The sequence below is a fragment of the Streptomyces sp. NPDC001157 genome (assembly GCF_053598255.1).
In genome coordinates, this window is the sequence record NZ_JBSFJW010000056.1 from 1 (window position 1) to 19,002 (window position 19,002).

Consider the following 19,002-nt stretch of genomic DNA (forward strand, 5'->3'; position numbering starts at 1 on the left):
GTTGATAGGCCGGATCTGGAAGCACCGTGAGGTGTGGAGGTGACCGGTACTAATAGGCCGAGGGCTTGTCCTCAGTTGCTCGCGTCCACTGTGTTAGTTCTGAGACAACGACCGTTGTCGGCTTTGAGCAGAACATACAACAGAAGAGTGTGCTTGTTCGCTCGAAACCATTAGGGTTTCGGTGGTTATAGCGTGAGGGAAACGCCCGGTTACATTTCGAACCCGGAAGCTAAGCCTTACAGCGCCGATGGTACTGCAGGGGGGACCCTGTGGGAGAGTAGGACGCCGCCGAACAATCTTTGGAAGGACCCCTGGTCCCAGCGTTCAGCTGGGACCAGGGGTCCTTTCGTTTTTACAATGCTTGCAGTACCGAAGACAGGAGTCACCGATGTCCACCAACTCTCCCGACGATCGACCGGAGCGCGACCAGCGGCGACGGGACAGTGGGGACCGCGGCGACCGTGGCGGTTACCGCGGTGGTTTCCGTCGGGACGACCGGCGTGACGACAACCGCGGTGGTTCGGACCGCGGTGGCTACGGCCGCCGCGACGACAACCGTGGTGGACAGGGCCGGCGTGACGATCGCCCGCGTGACGACCGTGGGGACCGCGGTGGCTTCCGTCGGGACGACAACCGGGGTGGCGGGTACGGCCGTCGGGACGACCGGCGCGAAGGTGACCGTGGCTCCCGTCCCGCCTTCCAGCGTGACGACCGCGACCGTGGGCCGCGTCGGGACGACCGTGGCGACCGTCCCTCCTTCCGGCGTGACGACCGCGGGGACCGTGGCGACCGTCCCTCCTTCCGCCGTGACGACCGCGGCGGCGAGCGGCGCGACAACGACCGCGGTGGCTTCCGTCGGGACGACAACCGCGGCGGTGGGTACGGCCGTCGGGACGACCGCCGCAGCGATGAGCGCGGCGACCGCGGCGACCGCGGTGGCTTCCGTCGGGACGACCGGCGTGACGACAACCGAGGTGGTTCCGACCGTGGTGGTTCCGACCGTGGTGGCTACGGCCGCCGCGACGACCGCAGGGACGACCGTGACCGTGGCTTCCGGCGCGACGACCGCGGGGACCGTGGCGACCGTCCGTCCTTCCGGCGTGACGACCGCGGGGACCGTGGGGATCGCCCCTCCTTCCGCCGTGACGACCGCGGAGAGCGCGGAGACCGTGGGGATCGCCCCTCCTTTCGCCGTGACGACCGCGGAGAGCGCGGGGACCGTGGGGATCGCCCGTCGTTCCGCCGTGACGACCGTGGTGAGCGCACAGAGCGTCCGCCCTTCCGGCGTGATGACCGTGGCGAGCGTCGGGAAGGCGACCGTGGGGGCTTCCGTCGGGACGACAGCCGGGGCGAGCGTGGTGGGTTCCGCGGCCGCGATGACCGTGGTGGGCGCGGGGGCCCCCGTCGGGACGACCGTGGTGGACGTCCCGGAGGCTTCCGCGGGCGTGACGACCGGCGCGGCGGTGGCGGCCGGTTCCGTGACGAGCGGGACCGTGACCGCGACCGCGAGCCGATCAAGCGGCTGCCGATCCCCGAGGACGTCACCGGCGACGAGATCGACAAGGACGTACGGCAGGAGCTGCTGAGTCTGCCGAAGACGCTCGCGGACGACGTCGCCAAGAACCTGGTGATGGTCGCCCGGCTCATCGACGAGGACCCCGAGCGCGCCTACGCCTACTCCAAGATCGCGCTGAGGCTGGCGTCGCGTGTCGCCGCCGTCCGTGAGGCGGGCGGGTTCGCCGCGTACGCGAACCAGAAGTACGCCGAGGCGCTTGCCGAGTTCCGGGCCGCGCGGCGGATGACCGGCAGCGTTGATCTGTGGCCCGTCATGGCCGACTGCGAGCGTGGGCTCGGGCGGCCGGAGAAGGCGCTGGACATGGCTGGGGCGCCCGAGGTGCAGAAGCTGGACAAGGCCGGGCAGGTCGAGATGCGGCTTGTCGCGGCCGGCGCCCGGCGTGACATGGGGCAGATCGACGCGGCCATCGTGACACTGCAGAGCCCCGAGCTGGCCTCCAGCTCAGTGCAGCCGTGGACCGCCCGGCTGCGGTACGCGTACGCCGACGCGCTGCTCGCCGCCGGTCGTGAGGGTGAGGCGCGGGAGTGGTTCGCGAAGGCCGTCGAGGCTGACAAGGACGGCAGCACGGACGCCTCGGACCGGCTGGCCGAGCTGGACGGTGTGGAGTTCGTCGACGCCTTCGACGAGAGCGACGAAGGCGAAGGTGACGAGGGAGACGGCACCGAGGCCGAGACCGAGGCCAAGGCCGAGGCCGAGGATGACAAGGACTGACTTGTGAGGAAGGGCGGGACCGTGAGGTCCCGCCCTTTTTGCATGTCAGAGGCCGTCTAAGGCTCTCAGACGTCCAGTGCCCGCAGCACCAGTCCCGACGCCGGCTTCGGGCCGAACGACGTCGACTTGCGGGGCATCGTCACGCCCTGGCGGGCCAGGTCGCGGACGACCTCCTCGCGGACCGGGTGCATCAGCACGGCCGTACCGCCGTCGCGTTCCGCCTTCTCGACCGTGGCCGCCGTGTCGTGGATGTAGGCGATACGCGTGGGGTCGTTCTCGGGGATGTGCCAGACATGGGCGAGAAGCGTGGCGTGCAGGACCGTGGCGTCCAGGGTGCGCCAGGCGGCCGGGTGGTCGGCGGGGATCGTACGGGCCAGGAGGTCCGGGTCCGGGCGGTCGATCAGATGGAAGGCGCCGTCGCCGCTGAGCAGGAAGGCGTTGCCGGCGCAGGCGGCGTCGGCCAGTGCGTCCAGGGCCTCCGGCAGGGGGACGGGCAGGTGCCGTATGCGGAAGAGGCCGTTCAGGGCGGCGAGTGCGTCGGCGACCGGCAGGCCGTGCAGGAGGCGGTGGATGGCGCGGACGCGCAGCGGGTAGCGGGCCGTGTCGACCAGGAGGACGAGGCCGTAGTCCCAGGGGCTGGGCGAGGTGTGCTCGGTGCGGAGCCGGCGATATGTCGCCCAGCGGTGGTGGCCGTCGGCGATCAGGGCCTGGTGCTGGGCCAGGTCGGACTGGACGCGGGCGAGGTCGGCAGGGTCGGTGATCGACCACAGGCGGTGGCTGAAGCCGTCCTCCGTGGTGGTGGCCAGGAGGGGTGGGTGGGCGGCGACGCGTTCCACGACCTCGATCGCGGAAGAGGTCGATCCGTCGCCGCGGTAGGTGAGGAGGAGGGGCTCGAGGTTCGCGGAGGTGGCGCGCATCAGGGCCGCGCGGTCGGCGACCACGTGCGGCATGACGTCCTCGTGCGGTAGGACCACGCCCTCCGACGGGTCGGAGACGCGCAGGGCGCCGATGATGCCGCGCTGCAGCATTCCGTCGCCGTCGCGCTGCTCGTAGACGTAGAGGCCGGGCTCGGGGTCGGTGGTCAGGACGCCCTCGGAGAGCCAGCGGCGCAGGGTGTCGGCGGCCTGTTCGTTGCGGGCCGTGGGGGTGGTGGCCTGCGGCAGGATCAGGCGGACGATGTTGTGCGGGTCGGCGGACTGGAGGTGGTGCAGGCCGTCGGGGCGTACGACGACGTCGTACGGCGGGGACGTCACGGCGGCGAGGCTGCCGACCCGGTCGGGGTCGTAGCGAAGGCCTCGGAACGGGGTGAGTTCCAGGCCTCGGCGCGCCGTTGCTTCCGAGTGACCTGCTGTGTTCATCCCGGCATCGTACGTGTGTCAGTGGCGTGAGGGATGATCGGGGGAAAGCCGTCGAGCGAGGAGCGATGTGTAATGAGCCAGAGCGTCAGGACGAGGCCCGAGGGCAGTGGCCGGGCCCTGAGCGAGGCGTATGACACGGCGCTGCTCGATCTGGACGGTGTGGTGTACGCGGGGGGCAATGCCATTGCCCACGCGGTCGAGTCGCTGGCAACGGCTCGGGCGGGCGGGATGCATCTCGCGTACGTCACCAACAACGCGCTGCGGACGCCGGACACGGTGGCGGACCATCTGACCGAGCTGGGGATACCGACCGGGGCCGATGACGTCATCACCTCCGCGCAGGCGGTCGCGCGGTTGATCAGCGAGCAGGTGCCGGCCGGGGCGCGGGTGCTGGTCATCGGCGGGGAGGGGCTGCGGGTCGCGCTGCGGGAGCGGGGGCTCGTGCCCGTCGAGTCGGCGGAGGACGATCCGGCGGCGGTCGTGCAGGGGTACGGCGGGCCCGAGTTGCAGTGGGCGCGGTTCGCCGAGGCCTGCTACTCCATCGCGCGCGGGGTGCCCTGGTACGCGTCCAACACCGACCTGACGATTCCCAGTGCGCGCGGGATCGCGCCGGGGAACGGGGCCGCGGTGGAGGTGGTGCGGATAGCGACCGGTGCCGAACCGCAGGTCGCTGGGAAGCCGTTGCCTCCCATGCACCGCGAGACCATTCTCCGCACCGGCGCCGAGCGGCCGTTGGTGGTCGGGGACCGGCTGGACACGGACATCGAGGGCGCGTTCAACGGGGAGGTCGACTCGCTGCTCGTGCTGACCGGTGTCACCGACGGCGCGCAGTTGCTCGCCGCGCCGCCGCAGCACCGGCCGACGTACGTCGACGCGGATCTGCGCGGGCTCTTGACGGGACAGCCGGAGGTCGTCGAGGCGGACGGCGGCTTCCGGTGCGGCGGGTGGACGGCGACGGCGGGTGTGGACCGGCTTGAACTGGACGGTGACGGGGAGGCCTTGGACGGGCTGCGGGCATTGTGCGCGGCGGCCTGGACGGCGGCCGGTGAGGGCGTGTGCGAGCTGGATGCGGGGAAGGCGCTGGCGCGGCTGGAGTTGTGAGGCGATCTACAGGGCAGGTGGCGGACGGAGGACCTGTGAATGGCCCGGGCGACGCGACCAGCGCTCGGAGGTCAGTGTGAGGGTAGGCTAACCTAACTACGTGTTGGTCGACAGTCTTCCAGAACAGCGCGCGGAGACCGCCCCCGCGCCCCCAACCCGCCGGGCTGTACGTGCCTTTGGGCTCGTTGTATCCGTCGCCGTCCTGGTTCTCGTCGTGCTGGCGAGCATCGCCATCGGTGCGAAAGAGCTGTCCCTGGAGCAGGTCTGGCACGGGCTGTTCCAGGACACGGGGACGTACGGCGACGTCGTGGTCGACGAGCGGCTGTCGCGGACCGTGCTCGGGCTCCTCGCCGGTGCGGCCCTCGGTCTGTCCGGCGCGGTGCTGCAGGCGCTCACCCGCAATCCGCTGGCCGACCCCGGGCTGCTCGGTATCAACGCGGGTGCGTCGGCCGCGGTCGTCACCGCCATGACGTACTTCGGTGTCACGAGTCTCAACGGCTATGTCTGGTTCGCCTTTTTCGGAGCGGCCGCCGTCGGGGCGCTGGTCTGGTTCCTCGGCGGGAGCCGGGGTGCGACGCCGGTGCGGCTCGCGCTCGCCGGGACCGCCATCAGCGCCGCGTTGTACGGCTATCTGCAGGCCGTGATGATCACGGACGACGCGGCGCTCAACAAGATGCGCTTCTGGACGGTCGGTTCGCTCTCCTCGGCGACCGACTCGACCATCGTGCAGGTGCTGCCGTTCCTCGCGGTCGGCACGCTCCTCGCCCTCCTGCTCGCCCGGCCGCTCAACGCCGTGGCCATGGGCGACGACACCGCCAAGGCCCTCGGCGCCAACCTGAACCGCACCCGGGCGCTGTCCATGCTCGCCGCCGTCGTGCTGTGCGGTGCGGCGACCGCCGCCTGCGGGCCGATCGCCTTCGTCGGGCTGATGGTCCCGCACGTCGTGCGGTCCTTCACCGGCCCCGACCTGCGCTGGATCCTGCCGTACGCCACGATCCTGTCGCCCGTGCTGCTGCTCGGCGCCGACGTCGTCGGCCGGGTCGTCGCCCGTCCCTCGGAGCTCCAGGTCGGCATCATCACCGCGATCATCGGCGGTCCGGTCTTCATCTTTCTGGTACGACGACGGAGGACGGCGCAGCTGTGAAGAGCAACCGTGTGCTGAGGACGCCGGGCGGGCTCTCCGTGCGCCTGGACGTCCGGGCGGCCACCGTCGTCGGCCTGCTGCTGCTCGCCGCGCTCGCCGCGAGTGTCCTGCTGATCGGCACCGGCGACTTTCCGATCTCGGCCGGCGATGTGCTGAGGACACTGGCCGGGGGCGGCAACGCCGGGCAGGAGTTCATCGTCAATGAGCTGCGCCTGCCGCGTGTCCTGGTCGGGCTGCTGGTCGGGGCCTCGCTGGGGCTCGGCGGGGCGCTGTTCCAGGCCGTCACCCGTAATCCGCTGGGCAGCCCGGACGTGCTCGGCCTCGGGCAGGGGGCGACGGCCGGGGCGCTCGTGGTGATCGTGCTGTTCTCCGGGAGCGCGGGCCAGGTCACCGTGGGGGCGCTCGTGGGCGGCCTTGCGACCGGGATTGCCATGTATCTGCTTGCCTGGAAGCGGGGCGTGCACGGTTACCGACTGGTCCTGGTCGGCATCGGCGTCTCCGCGATCGTCACGGCGGTCAACAGTTATCTGCTCACGGTCTCCGACATCGTTGACGCCGCCCGCGCGGTCGTCTGGATGACCGGCTCCCTCAGCGGACGCGACTGGGAGCAGGTCTGGCCGCTGCTCGGGCTGTGCGCCGTACTCGTACCGCTGGTCCTGGCCAACGCGCGCGGGCTGCGGATGATCGAGATGGGCGACGACGTCTCGAACGCCCTCGGAGTACGGGTGGAGCGCGTACGGGCGCTGCTGATGGTGGCCGCCGTGCTGCTCACCGCGACCGCCACCGCCGCCGCGGGGCCCGTCAGCTTCGTGGCGCTCACCGCGCCCCAGCTCGCCCGCCGTCTGACCCGTTCGCCAGGCCCCAACCTGCTGTCGTCCCTGTGCATGGGTGCCGCCCTGCTGGTCAGCGCCGACTGGATCTCGCAGCGGGTCTTCGGCGCCGACCAGCTGCCCGTGGGCGTGGTCACCGGCGTCCTCGGCGGTGTCTATCTGCTGTGGCTGCTGGTCACCGAGCGCAGGGCGGGCCGGATATGAGCGCTCCCGCAAAGCCGGACCCGGGCGGCTCGAAGAACACGTACACCCGAAGGAGCACCGTGAACCGGCTGTCCGCCGAGAACGTCACCCTCGCCTACGACCAGCGGGTCATCGCCGAGCAGCTCTCGGTGGAGATCCCCGACAGCTCGTTCACTGTGATCGTCGGGCCGAACGCGTGCGGCAAGTCCACCCTGCTGCGGGCCCTGTCGCGGATGCTGAAGCCGAGCCAGGGGCGGGTGCTGCTGGACGGGCAGGTCATCCAGTCGATGCCGGCGAAGAAGGTCGCGCGGACGCTGGGCCTGCTGCCGCAGTCGTCGATCGCGCCCGACGGCATCACCGTCGCGGACCTCGTCGGCCGCGGCCGGTACCCGCACCAGGGCATTCTGCGCCAGTGGTCGGCCGAGGACGAGCGGGTCGTGCGGGAATCGATGGCGCAGACCGGGGTCGCCGAACTCGCCGATCGGTATGTCGACGAATTGTCCGGCGGTCAGCGGCAGCGCGTGTGGATCGCCATGGCGCTCGCCCAGCAGACCCCCCTGCTGCTGCTCGACGAACCGACGACATACCTGGACATCCAGCATCAGATCGACGTTCTCGACCTGTGCGCCGAGCTGCACGAGGAACAGGGCTGCACGCTGGTCGCCGTGCTGCACGACCTCAACCACGCAGCCCGGTACGCCACCCATCTCATCGCGCTGCGCGACGGGCGGATCGTCGCCGAGGGTGCGCCGAACGACATCGTCACGGCCGAACTGGTCGAGGAGGTCTTCGGGCTGCGCTGCCAGGTCATCGACGACCCGGAGACGGGGACGCCGCTGGTGGTGCCTGCGGCGCGCAAGGCACGCGCGCGCGTGGCGGCTACAGAAGCTTCCTGAGCTGGAACAGGTCGCGCAGGCCTGCCTCCAGCTTGACCCGGCCCGAGCCCCAGGCCTTGGCGAAGTTCAGCTCGCCGTTGACCAGGGCCACCAGGTCGTCGCCCTTCATGGTCAGTCTGATCTGGGCCTTGTCCCGCGGAGGGCCCTGGATCGTGTCCTGCACCACGATCCGGCCGCCCGTCATCCTGCCGACGAACGTGATGTCGAGGTCGGTGATCCGGCAGCTCACCGAGCGATCCAGGGCCGCGGCCGTGCGGACGTCCCCTTCGGCGGTCTGCATGTTGTCCGAGAGCTTTTCGAGTGCGGCGCGGCACTCTTCGATCGTGGCCATCGCGATCGACGGTACCCCAGCCGTTCGGGGTAGCGTCTGGGCATGAGCGACACTGTGCCCGACGCCACGGCGGGGGACGAAACGGTCGAGGTCGAACCCGAGCAGGAACCCGAGTACGACCCCGCCGCCCCCGCCCCGCTGGACGTGCCCCGCACCCCGACCGGCAACGCCGACGTGGACGCCCAGCTGGAGCGCCTCGGCGATGCCGACCACCTCGCCACCGACGGCCATCTCGAGGTGTACGAGGATGTACACCGGGGGCTGCGCGACGCGCTCACCGCGCTCGACGCCCGCCCGGGACCCCCGGCACCCTCGCCGTCGTACGACCAGAGGGCGCCTTCACCCTCGTATGGCAATAGGAGCTGAACCGAACGTGGCAGGAGTCGCACGCCGCCGTCTGGACGCGGAGCTGGTCCGCCGGAAGCTCGCGCGCTCGCGCGAGCACGCCAGCCAGCTGATCGCGGCCGGGCGGGTCACCGTCGGCAAGACCGTCGCGACCAAGCCCGCCACGCAGGTGGAGACCGCGGCGGCGATCGTCGTCACGGCCGACGACAGCGATCCCGAGTACGTGTCCCGGGGCGGGCACAAGCTCGCCGGTGCGTTTCAGGCGTTCGTGCCGCAGGGGCTCGTGGTGGAAGGGCGGCGGGCGCTCGACGCCGGCGCGTCCACCGGGGGTTTCACGGACGTCCTGCTGCGCGCGGGTGCGGCGCACGTCGTCGCCGTGGACGTCGGATACGGACAACTTGCCTGGACTCTTCAGAGCGATGAACGCGTCACCGTCAAGGACCGTACGAACGTACGCGAGTTGACGCTTGAAGAGATCGATGGGGAGCCTGTGGATCTTGTCGTGGGGGATCTGTCCTTCATCCCGCTCGGGCTGGTCCTGCCCGCCCTGGTGCGGTGCGTGAAGCCGGACGCCGACCTGGTGATGATGGTCAAGCCGCAGTTCGAGGTGGGGAAGGAACGGTTGGGCAGCGGGGGAGTCGTACGGAGTTCGCAGCTGCGGGCGGAGGCCGTGCGGGGTGTGGCCCACAAGGCGTGGGAACTCGGGCTCGGGGTGCAGGGTGTCACCGCCAGCCCGCTGCCCGGACCATCCGGGAATGTCGAGTACTTTCTGTGGCTGCGGGCCGGGGCACCCGAACTGGACCCGGCCGACGTTGACCGTGCTGTGGCGGAGGGGCCGCGTTGACCCAGAACCGAGCTCGTACTGTTTTCCTGCTCGCCCACACCGGGCGGCCCGCGGCCATTCGCAGCGCCGAGCTGGTGGTGAAGGGGCTGCTGCGCGAGGGCATCGGCGTGCGCGTCCTGGAGTACGAGGCCGCCGATCTGCCGCTGCCCGAGGAGGTGGAGCTGGTCAAGGAGGCCACTCCGCAGTGCCTGGACGGGTGCGAGCTGCTGATCGTGCTCGGGGGCGACGGGACGCTGCTGCGCGGCGCCGAGTTCGCCCGGGCGTCCGGGGTGCCGATGCTCGGCGTCAACCTCGGGCGGGTCGGGTTCCTCGCCGAAGCCGAACGGGATGATCTCGACAAGGTCGTCGACCGGGTGGTGACGAAGGCGTACGAGGTCGAGGAGCGGATGACCGTCGATGTCGTCGTTCATCAGAACGGCAACATCGTGCACACGGACTGGGCGCTGAACGAGGCGGCCGTGCAGAAGGCCGGCGCCGAGAAGTTGCTCGAGGTCGTGCTGGAGATCGACGGGCGGCCGGTTACCGGGTTCGGGTGCGACGGGATTGTGCTGTCCACTCCGACGGGGTCGACCGCTTATGCGTTCTCCGCGGGTGGGCCTGTGGTGTGGCCCGAAGTGGAAGCGCTGCTGATGGTGCCGATCAGTGCGCATGCGTTGTTTGCGAAGCCCTTGGTCACGTCGCCGGATTCGGTGCTGGCGGTCGAGGTGCTGCCTCATATTCCGCCGGGTGTGTTGTGGTGTGACGGGCGGCGGACGGTTGAGTTGCCGCCGGGGGCGAGGGTCGAGGTGCGGCGGGGGGCTGTGCCGGTGCGGTTGGCTCGGCTGCACCATGCGTCGTTCACGGATCGGCTTGTGGCGAAGTTTGCGTTGCCGGTTTCCGGGTGGCGCGGGGCGCCGCACTAGCCGGCTGTGGGGGGTGTCTGAAGTGCGTCGGCGAGTGCGGGTATTTCGTGGCTTGTCGCGCAGTTCCTCGCGCCCCTCCAGGACGGTCCACCCGCCCGGGTGACAGGGCGCCTCGCGTATCGCTGCCCCTACCTCGTATGGTCGTGCCGTGCTGGAAGAGATGCGGATACGGTCGCTCGGAGTCATCGACGATGCGGTCGTCGAGCTGTCGCCCGGGTTCACTGCCGTCACCGGTGAGACGGGTGCGGGCAAGACCATGGTGGTCACCAGCCTCGGGCTGCTGCTGGGCGGGCGGGCTGACCCCGCGCTCGTGCGGATCGGGGCCGAGAAGGCGGTCGTGGAGGGGCGGATCGCCGTGCCCGCGGGCGCCTCGGCCGTCGTACGCGCCGAGGAGGCCGGGGCCGAGCTCGACGACGGGGCGCTGCTGATCAGCCGTACCGTTTCCGCGGAAGGGCGGTCGCGGGCGCACGTGGGCGGGCGCAGCGTGCCCGTGGGGCTGCTCGCCGACCTCGCCGACGACCTCGTGGCCGTGCACGGCCAGACCGATCAGCAGGGGCTGCTGAAGCTGTCCCGGCAGCGGCAGGCGCTGGACCGGTACGCCGGGGACGCCGTAGCGGGGCCCCTCGCCAAGTACGGCGAGGCGTACCGGCGGCTGCGGGCCGTCTCCGTGGAGCTGGAAGAGATCACCACGCGCGCGCGTGAGCGGGCCCAGGAAGCCGACATGCTGCGGTACGGGCTCGACGAGATCGCTGGTGTGGAGCCGCGGGCCGGGGAGGACGTGGAGCTGGCGGAGGAGGCCGAGCGGCTCGGGCACGCCGAGGCCCTGTCGTCCGCCGCTACGGCCGCTCATGCCGCCCTCGCCGGTAACCCGGAGGATCCCGAGGGCATCGACGCCGCCACGCTCGTCGCGGGGGCTCAGCGGGCGCTGGACGCCGTGCGGTCGCACGATCCGGCGCTGGCCGCGCTCGCCGACAGGATCGGGGAGATCGGGATCCTGCTGGGCGATGTCGCCGGGGAACTGGCCGGCTACGCCGACGACCTGGACGCGGATCCCCTGCGGCTGGCGGCTGTCGAGGAACGGCGGGCGGCGCTCACCGGTCTGACCCGGAAGTACGGGGAGGACATCAACTCCGTACTCGTCTGGGCCGAGCAGAGTGCCGCGCGGCTGACAGAGCTGGACGGCGACGACGAGCGGATCGACGAGCTGACCGCCGAGCGGGACGCGTTGCGGACCGAACTGGGCGGCCTTGCCCAGGCATTGACGGATGCGCGGGCGGAGGCGGCAGAGCGGTTCGCGGCCGCCGTGACCGCGGAGCTTGCCTCGCTGGCGATGCCGCACGCGCGCGTGTCGTTCGACATCCGGCAGACCGAGGACCCGGAGGGCGTCGAGGTCGGCGGGCGGGTGGTCGCCTACGGGCCGTCCGGCGTCGACGAGGTCGAGCTGCTGCTGGCCCCGCACCCGGGGGCGCCGCCGCGGCCCATCGCCAAGGGTGCGTCCGGTGGTGAGCTGTCGCGTGTGATGCTCGCCGTCGAGGTCGTCTTCGCGGGGACGGATCCCGTGCCGACGTATCTCTTCGACGAGGTCGACGCCGGTGTCGGTGGCAAGGCGGCGGTCGAGATCGGGCGGCGGCTGGCGAAGCTCGCGAAGACCGCGCAGGTCGTGGTCGTGACCCACCTTCCGCAGGTGGCCGCCTTCGCCGACCGGCAGTTGCTGGTCGAGAAGACCAACGACGGGTCCGTGACACGGTCCGGAGTGAAGGTGCTGGAGGGCGAGGAACGGGTGCGGGAGCTGTCCCGGATGCTCGCCGGCCAGGAGGACTCCGAGACCGCACGGGCGCACGCGGAGGAACTGCTGGCGACGGCTCGGGCGGACGTCTAGGAGTCCCTGGGGGCTGGGGCCGCTTGGGGCGGCCGGATGGTCAATACGCCGGTCCCGCGGCCACGGTCGCGGGCAGGACCGCGGCCGTTACTGCCGACGGTGACAAGGTGAGCGAGGAGGGCGCGGTCATGGGCCGGGGCCAGGTGCCCCTTTCTCACTCGTGCGAGTGACCGATCCCACCGCCCCACAGGCCCCGTGCCGCACCCGCGTCTCCTTCTCGTTGTTGGAACACCGGTACGTGCTGGCATCCTTGGCGTAGTACGTGGAGGAAACCGCGCGGTACACCCCCTCCGCTCGATCCTTCTGTACTTTCTTCGTGACCGCCCGACGCCGAACCAGGAGCCCCGGCCACGTGAGCCCCGTGAGCAGCCCCTCACCGCACGGCCAGTCGCCGCTGCGCACCGTGCAGGTGCTGGGCGGCGGCAACGCCGGCAGCAGTGCGCATGTGCGTTCGCTGGCGGCGGGGCTTGTCGCGCGGGGCGTGCGGGTCACCGTGTGCGCCCCCGTCGAGGCCGATCGCGCCTACGACTTCACCGGGGCCGGCGCCGAGCACGTGCACGTGCCGCGCAGCAGCGACCCGGGAGCCGTGACCGCGCTGCGCGAGGCGTGCAAGGACGCCGACCTGGTGCATGCGCACGGGCTGCACGCCTCCTTCCGGGCCGCGCTGGCCCTCAGCGGCCGGCGCACCCCTCTCGTGGTCACCTGGCACAACCGCGCGCATGCCGAAGGAGCCCGCGCCCATCTGCTGCGCCTGCTGGAGCGGCGGGTCGTGAAGGCCGCCACCGTGGTGCTCGGCACCTCCTCGGACCTCGTGGACCGGGCCCGCCGGACCGGGGCGCGGGACGCGCGGCTGGCCGCCGTGGCGCTGCCCGGGCCGCGTCCGGGCGCGGAGCCGGAGGACCCCGACCGCCCGAGCCCCAAGATCCGGGCCGAACTGGGCGCCACCGGCCGCCCGTTGCTGATGGCCGTCGGCTCCCTCGAACGGCACCGCGGTTACGACACCCTGCTGGACGCCACGCGCGCGTGGCGGCGCCTCGACCCCGTGCCGCTCGTCGTGATCGCGGGAGAGGGCCCGCTGCGGACCGTGCTGCAGCGCCGCATCGAGGACGAAGGGCTGCCCGTCCGGCTCATCGGGCGGCGCGACGATGTGCGGGAGCTGCTCGCCGCCGCCGATCTCGCACTGCTGCCCAGCAGCTGGGAATCGCGTTCCGTGCTCGCCCAGGAGGCGCTCCACGCGCGCGTGCCGCTCGTCGCGACCCGTGTCGGCGGCATCCCCGAACTCGTCGGCGACGCCGCCGAACTCGTCCCGTACGGGGACGCGGAGGCCCTCGCGGACGCCGTCACCGGGCTCCTCGGCGACCCGGAGCGCCGTGAGCTGCTCAGGGAGAAGGGCACCCGCCAGGCCGCCACCTGGCCGACGGAGGACGAGACCGTCGCCCAAGTGCTCAGCGTCTACGACGAGTTGACCCAGCACCGGCCGCTCGCCTGAGGGACCCGTCCTAGGGGGCGTGCCGGCGTGCTCGCAGTGCCAGGCTCAACGCCAGTACGGTCTGCGGGTCGTCGAGGTCCGTGCCGAGCAACTCGCCGATCCGGGCGAGGCGGTTGTAGAGGGTCTGCCGGTTGAGGTGCAGTTCGCGGGCCGTCTCCGCCTTGCGGCCCGCGTGCGCCAGATACGTCTCCAGGGTGGGCAGCAGGGGCGGCTTGGAGCGGTTGTCGTGGTCGCGGAGCGGGCCGATCGCGCGGTCCACGAAGGCCGCCAGGTCCGGGTGGTCGCGCAGCCGCCACAGGAGCAGGTCGATGTCGAGGCGCCGGGCGTCGTACCAGGGGCGGTCCGAAAGGCCCTGCGCCGCCGTCGCCGTCTCGGCCGCGTGCCTGAGGCCCGCCGACGCCGCCGCCCAGCCGCCGGCCACCCCGACGACCACCACCGGCGGCTGTGCCCCCGGCCGCTGCATCCCGGCGCGCTCCACGCCCGCCCGCAGCGCTGCCGCGACCCGGTCCGCGACCGCCGGCCGCTCCGCCTCCGCACGCAGGCCCACCAGCAGCGGCACCCGGCCCTCGACAGGCCGTACGCCCAACAGGAGCGGAACGCCCACCGAGGCCAGCTCCTCCGCGACCGCGCGTGCCAGCACCGCCCAGCCCCCGCCGGGCGACAGTGTGTCGCCCAGCCGCATCACCACCGGCAGCAGCGGGCTGCTGCCGGGCTTGAAGCCCAGCACCCGCGCCTGCGCCGGCGCGTCCTCCGCGGCGATACGGCCCTCGGCGAGGTCGGTGAGGAAGTCGCCGCGGCCGCGCGCCGCCAGCTCCTCCTCCTGCCGGGCCTGCATCAGGACGACGGCCAGGATGCCGGCCGCCCGCTCGGCCGCGATGCGATGCACCGGGGCCAGCGGGGCCCGTACCGGGAGGAGGACCAGGCGCGCCCGTACCGAACCCGCCCCCGGCCCGCCGCCGGGTACGTCCACGAGGACCGACCCCGAAGGTGGCGGTGCGTCCTTGTGCTGGCCGCGCAGCCCCTCCCACACCTGGAGCGGGTCCGCGCCCTCGGGACCGGCCCCCGCGGCGTACAGCAGCTGCCCGTCCGTCGTCTCCAGGAAGACGGGGTTGCCGCTGAAGTCGGCCAGGATGCCCAGTACCTGCGGCACCCCGCCGCCGCCCAGCAGCGCCTCGGTACAGCGGCGGTGCACCTCCTCGGCCCGCTGCAGCAGCGCGTAGTGGCCGTTGACGATCTCGGTGTGGACCTCCTCCGTGACCGCCACGAAGGGCACCTCGCGGTGCAGCTGGACCAGCGGCAGCCCGGCCGCGCGTGCCGTGTCGACGAGTGCGGCGGGCAGGCGGGTGAAGCGCGGGCCGAGCTCCACGACGAGGGCCGCGATACCGCGCTCGGCCAGGGTGCGCACGAACGCCCGCTGCTCGGCCGGCCGGGTGCCGAGGCCGTAGCCGGTGGTCAGCAGCAGCTCGCCGCCCTTCAGCAGCGAGGCGATGTGCGGTACCTCGCCCGCGTGCACCCAGCGCACGGTGCGCTGCAACCGGTCGGCGCCCGCGAGGACCTCCGGCAGCCCGCTGCGCAGACCGGGCAGCTCCAGCGCCCGCTGCACGGTGATCCCGGCCCCGTGCGTGTCGAATCTGCTGCTCGTACCGCTGTCCGTACTGCTGTCCATGAGCCGGACGCTACCCGCGCGCGTGCCTCCGGGACATCTCCGGGCGAGGTCAGGGTTCCCCTGTGCGCCGCGCTGACCGCCGGGCCCGTCCTGCTCCCGCGTCCGGCACGCGAGCGCGTGGGTGTGCCCCGCGGCCGTACTGGAGGAGACGGCGGCAGCTTCCCCCGCCCACCGTCGCCGCGACGCCGACCGAGAGGCAGGCCCTACGCCGGTTACGCCGACCTCCTGGCCGGTGTTCCCGCTGGAGGTGCTCAGGCCGGTCTGATGTTGTGGTTGAAGCGGAAGACGTTGTCCGGGTCGTAGCGCCGCTTCAGCGCCGCCAGCCGGGCCGTGTTCTCCGCGCCCAAACCGGCCACCACCCGCTCGGGGCCCTCGTCGCCGATGAAGTTCAGGTAGACCGCGCCGCTGCTCCACGGCCGGACGTCGGCGCGCACGTCCCGCACCCACCGCAGGCACCGCTCGTCGTCCGCCGTGTCCTGCCAGATGCCGAAGGGGTGCACCGCCCACGGCGCGTCGCGATAGGGCACGGGGTACTCGTGCGGACCGTCCGCGATCGCGCCGCCCTGCGGGAGCAACACGTACTGGACGCCCGTCGGTACGGGTATCGCCTCGCCGCGGGCGCAGTAGACGTCCACGAGGTCGTCGGGCAGGCCCGTCAGGTACTCCGCCGACCAGTAGTTCCGCAGCCCGGGCGGATCGTCGAGCAGGCACTGCACATCCGCGTACGGCATCGCGCTGACGACCTCGGCCTCGTGCGGCAGCGCCAGCAGCGGCTCGGCCAGCTTGCGCAGGTCCTCCTCGCCACCGGCGTACGTCAGCAGCGCACCGCACATCAGACGGCCGACCAGCTGGGGCGGCACGAAGTCGGCCGGCGGGCCGGTGACGTAGACGACCATCCCGGACGCCTCGACCGGGGCTGCCGTGATGATCTCGCGGTAGGTGCGCACCACCTCGCGGCCGAAGGCCGGCAGGTACATCACGAACGCGATGGAGAACGCGGGCAGTTCGTGCAGCTTCAGGGTCAGCGCGGTGACGACGCCGAAGTTGCCGCCGCCGCCGTGCAGGCCCCAGAACAGCTCCGGGTTCTCGTCGGCGTTGGCGTGCACCCGTTCGCCGGCGGCGGTGACCAGTTCGACGCCCAGCAGATTGTCGACGGCCAGTCCGCACCAGCGGTCCAGCCAGCCGGTGCCGCCGCCGAGGACGAAGCCGCCGACGCCGGTGGTGGAGGCCCGGCCGCCGGTGGTCGCCAGGCCGTAGGGCTCGGTCGCGCGGTCCAGGTCGCTCATGGTGGCGCCGCCCGCGATCCGTACCGCCTCGGCCGCGGGGTCGACGGTGACGGCGCGCATGTGCCGCAGGTCCACGACCAGCCCGCCGTCGTTCACCGCCATGCCCGCCACGCTGTGCCCGCCGCCGCGGACGGCGATCTTCAGATCCAGCTCCCGGCCGAAACGCACGGCCCGCACGACGTCGTCCGCGTCCACACACTGCGCGATCACCGCCGGACGCCGGTCGATCAGCGCGTTGAAGACCGCCCGGGCCTCGTCGTAGCCGACATCCCCCGGGGCGAACACATCGCCGACCAGATCCTCGCGCAGCGCGGCGAGGGCCGCGCCCGCCTTCGATGGGGAAGCCATGGGGCGCCCCCTTCCGTGCAGGGGCTGTTGGCTCCAGCGTAGGCGGGCCCGGTTCGGCGGTCCTGTTCAGCCGCCGTACGCCCCCGAGGCCGTCAGGCGCAGCGCCGTGTCGATGAGCGGGACGTGGCTGAAGGCCTGCGGGAAGTTGCCGACCTGGCGCTGGAGGCGCGGGTCCCACTCCTCGGCGAGCAGACCGAGGTCGTTGCGGAGCGCGAGCAGCTTCTCGAACAGCTTGCGGGCCTCGTCCACCCGGCCGATCATCGCGAGGTCGTCCGCCATCCAGAACGAGCAGGCCAGGAACGCCCCTTCGTCACCGGGCAGGCCGTCGACGCCCTCGCTGGAACCCTCCGTCGGGTAGCGCAGGATGAAGCCGTCCGGCGTGGACAGCTCGCGCTGGATGGCTTCGATGGTGCCGATGACGCGCTTGTCGTCGGGCGGCAGGAACCCCATCTGCGGGATCAGCAGCAGCGAGGCGTCCAGCTCCTTCGAGCCGTAGGACTGCGTGAAGGTGTTGCGCTCCTTGTCGTACCCCTTCTCGCACACGTCCCGGTGGATGTCGTCGCGCAGCTCGCGCCAGCGCTCCAGCGGGCCGTCCGCGTCGCCGGACTCGATGAGCTTGATGGTGCGGTCGACGGCGACCCAGGCCATCACCTTGGAGTGCACGAAGTGGCGGCGCGGGCCGCGCACCTCCCAGATGCCCTCGTCGGGCTCGTCCCAGTGCTGCTCCAGGTAGCGGATCAGCTTGAGCTGCAGCAGGGAGGCGTAGTCGCTGCGGGCGAGACCGGTCATGTGGCCGAGGTGCAGGGCCTCGGTGACCTCGCCGTAGACGTCCAGCTGGAGCTGGTGGGCGGCGCCGTTGCCGACCCGGACCGGCGCGGAGTTCTCGTAGCCGGGCAGCCAGTCCAGCTCCGCCTCGCCGAGCTCGCGCTCGCCCGCGATGCCGTACATGATCTGCAGGTTCTCGGGGTCGCCGGCGACGGCCCTGAGCAGCCACTCGCGCCAGGCGCGGGCCTCCTCGCGGTAGCCGGTGCGCAGCAGCGAGGACAGGGTGATCGCCGCGTCGCGCAGCCAGGTGTAGCGGTAGTCCCAGTTGCGGACGCCGCCGATGTCCTCGGGCAGGGAGGTCGTGGGCGCCGCGACGATGCCACCCGTGGGGGCGTACGTCAGGGCCTTGAGCGTGATCAGCGAGCGGATCACGGCCTCGCGGTACGGGCCGTGGTACGTGCAGTGCTCCACCCACTCCCGCCAGAACTCCTCGGTCGCCTCCAGGGAGGCCTCCGGCTCCGGCAGCGGCGGCGGCTCCTTGTGCGAGGGCTGCCAGGAGATGGTGAAGGCGATGCGGTCACCGGGAGCGACCGTGAAGTCCGAGTACGTGGTCAGCGACTTGCCGTAGGTCTCGCACTCGGTGTCGTACCAGACCGAGTCCGGGCCTGCCACGGCGACCGTGCGGCCGTCGTGCTTGTGCACCCACGGCACGACCCGGCCGTACGAGAAACGCATCCTGAGGGCCGAGCGCATCGGAACGCGGCCGGAGACGCCTTCGACGATGCGGATCAGCTGGGGGGCGCCGTCACGCGGGGGCATGAAATCGGTCACTCGGACCGTGCCGCGCGGGGTGTCCCACTCGGATTCGAGGATCAGGGAGTCGCCGCGGTAGCTGCGCCGGGCCGCCGTCGGGGGCTGCGCGTCGGAGGCGTGGGCCGGGCCGAGCCGCCAGAAGCCGTGTTCCTCGGTGCCCAGCAGGCCGGCGAAGATGGCGTGCGAGTCGAAGCGGGGCAGGCACAGCCAGTCCACTGTGCCGTCCCGGCAGACCAGGGCTGCGGTCTGCATGTCTCCGATGAGTGCGTAGTCTTCGATGCGCCCGGCCACGTGCAACTCCAGTCGAACGGCCACGTCACCCCCGTGCAAAGGGGGCTGTCGCTAGTGCGGTCAAGGGGTCGTTGTAATGCGTCGTTGAGCGGTGAAGCAAAGCAGTCGTCCTGGCCGTGTGGCAAAACGACAATTGATGCTCAACGAACTGACGAGCTCTCGTTGTTCCGGTCATCACGTGCGGGGGTGGTGACGTGTACCCGGCCGGGCTCGGCAGCGAGTGTCCGAGCAGGATACGACGCAC

General features: G+C 71.8%; 16 protein-coding genes and 1 rRNA gene. 12 read left to right on the forward strand and 5 right to left on the reverse strand.

The genetic code is table 11. The features are described 5' to 3' along the window. Window positions 1-177: 177 nt before the first annotated feature. The 3 genes from rrf (at window position 178) to ACWDAG_RS44800 (ending at window position 2,287) form a co-directional block, all read left to right on the forward strand. Window positions 178-294 (forward strand): 5S ribosomal RNA (gene rrf / locus ACWDAG_RS44790). A 206-nt stretch (window positions 295-500) separates the two neighbouring features. Continuing rightward, window positions 501-1,586 (forward strand): hypothetical protein, encoded by a 1,086-nt coding sequence (locus ACWDAG_RS44795; RefSeq protein ID WP_450701370.1) that lies wholly within the window; start codon window positions 501-503, stop codon window positions 1,584-1,586. Then, window positions 1,523-2,287 (forward strand): hypothetical protein, encoded by a 765-nt coding sequence (locus ACWDAG_RS44800; protein WP_450701364.1) that lies wholly within the window; start codon window positions 1,523-1,525, stop codon window positions 2,285-2,287. Before ACWDAG_RS44795 ends, ACWDAG_RS44800 begins: the two co-directional genes overlap by 64 nt. Before the next feature lie 65 nt (window positions 2,288-2,352). Here ACWDAG_RS44800 and ACWDAG_RS44805 read toward each other — a convergent pair whose 3' ends face one another. Next, window positions 2,353-3,645, reverse strand: coding sequence for a DUF1015 domain-containing protein (locus ACWDAG_RS44805; protein ID WP_450701334.1), 1,293 nt, complete (start codon window positions 3,643-3,645; stop codon window positions 2,353-2,355). Window positions 3,646-3,717: 72 nt separating this feature from the next. On the opposite strand from ACWDAG_RS44805, the gene ACWDAG_RS44810 reads away from it, so the two are divergent. From ACWDAG_RS44810 to ACWDAG_RS44825, 4 genes are all read left to right on the forward strand, one after another. Continuing rightward, window positions 3,718-4,746: an HAD hydrolase-like protein gene (locus ACWDAG_RS44810; RefSeq protein WP_450701335.1), complete on the forward strand. Its 1,029-nt coding sequence runs from the start codon at window positions 3,718-3,720 to the stop codon at window positions 4,744-4,746. 100 nt (window positions 4,747-4,846) lie between these two features. Continuing rightward, window positions 4,847-5,890, forward strand: coding sequence for a FecCD family ABC transporter permease (locus tag ACWDAG_RS44815; protein ID WP_450701336.1), 1,044 nt, complete (start codon window positions 4,847-4,849; stop codon window positions 5,888-5,890). Then, window positions 5,887-6,924: a FecCD family ABC transporter permease gene (locus ACWDAG_RS44820; RefSeq protein WP_450701337.1), complete on the forward strand. Its 1,038-nt coding sequence runs from the start codon at window positions 5,887-5,889 to the stop codon at window positions 6,922-6,924. The genes ACWDAG_RS44815 and ACWDAG_RS44820 overlap by 4 nt, the downstream gene beginning before the upstream one ends. Then, the gene (locus tag ACWDAG_RS44825) at window positions 6,921-7,799 is read left to right on the forward strand and encodes an ABC transporter ATP-binding protein (protein WP_450701338.1); all 879 of its coding nucleotides are present in this window, start codon (window positions 6,921-6,923) and stop codon (window positions 7,797-7,799) included. The genes ACWDAG_RS44820 and ACWDAG_RS44825 overlap by 4 nt, the downstream gene beginning before the upstream one ends. Here ACWDAG_RS44825 and ACWDAG_RS44830 read toward each other — a convergent pair. Next, window positions 7,783-8,130: an SCP2 sterol-binding domain-containing protein gene (locus ACWDAG_RS44830; RefSeq protein WP_450701339.1), complete on the reverse strand. Its 348-nt coding sequence runs from the start codon at window positions 8,128-8,130 to the stop codon at window positions 7,783-7,785. The two genes, ACWDAG_RS44825 and ACWDAG_RS44830, sit on opposite strands and share 17 nt — an antisense overlap. A 42-nt stretch (window positions 8,131-8,172) precedes the next feature. Between ACWDAG_RS44830 and ACWDAG_RS44835 the strand changes: the two genes are divergently transcribed. From ACWDAG_RS44835 to ACWDAG_RS44855, 5 genes are all read left to right on the forward strand, one after another. Next, window positions 8,173-8,496, forward strand: a complete 324-nt coding sequence (locus ACWDAG_RS44835) for a hypothetical protein (protein ID WP_450701340.1) — start codon at window positions 8,173-8,175, stop codon at window positions 8,494-8,496. A gap of 7 nt (window positions 8,497-8,503) precedes the next feature. Continuing rightward, a complete protein-coding gene (locus ACWDAG_RS44840; protein ID WP_450701341.1) occupies window positions 8,504-9,319 on the forward strand; it encodes a TlyA family RNA methyltransferase in 816 nt (271 codons plus the stop codon). Further along, window positions 9,316-10,221, forward strand: a complete 906-nt coding sequence (locus tag ACWDAG_RS44845; RefSeq protein WP_275780372.1) for an NAD kinase — start codon at window positions 9,316-9,318, stop codon at window positions 10,219-10,221. Before ACWDAG_RS44840 ends, ACWDAG_RS44845 begins: the two co-directional genes overlap by 4 nt. A 160-nt stretch (window positions 10,222-10,381) precedes the next feature. Beyond that, window positions 10,382-12,100, forward strand: coding sequence for a DNA repair protein RecN (gene recN / locus ACWDAG_RS44850; protein WP_450701365.1), 1,719 nt, complete (start codon window positions 10,382-10,384; stop codon window positions 12,098-12,100). Window positions 12,101-12,452: 352 nt separating this feature from the next. Next, window positions 12,453-13,589, forward strand: a complete 1,137-nt coding sequence (locus ACWDAG_RS44855; protein WP_450701342.1) for a glycosyltransferase family 4 protein — start codon at window positions 12,453-12,455, stop codon at window positions 13,587-13,589. Window positions 13,590-13,599: 10 nt separating this feature from the next. On the opposite strand, the gene ACWDAG_RS44860 is transcribed toward ACWDAG_RS44855, so the two are convergent. The 3 genes from ACWDAG_RS44860 to ACWDAG_RS44870 form a co-directional block, all read right to left on the reverse strand. Then, window positions 13,600-15,255: a PucR family transcriptional regulator gene (locus tag ACWDAG_RS44860; RefSeq protein ID WP_450701343.1), complete on the reverse strand. Its 1,656-nt coding sequence runs from the start codon at window positions 15,253-15,255 to the stop codon at window positions 13,600-13,602. A gap of 251 nt (window positions 15,256-15,506) precedes the next feature. Then, entirely contained in the window at window positions 15,507-16,889 is a 1,383-nt protein-coding gene (locus tag ACWDAG_RS44865) for an FAD-binding oxidoreductase (protein WP_450701344.1), read from the reverse strand. 66 nt (window positions 16,890-16,955) lie between these two features. Next, on the reverse strand, window positions 16,956-18,758 hold the full coding sequence (locus ACWDAG_RS44870) for a glycoside hydrolase family 15 protein (RefSeq protein ID WP_450701366.1): 1,803 nt from the start codon (window positions 18,756-18,758) through the stop codon (window positions 16,956-16,958). Window positions 18,759-19,002: the final 244 nt, after the last annotated feature.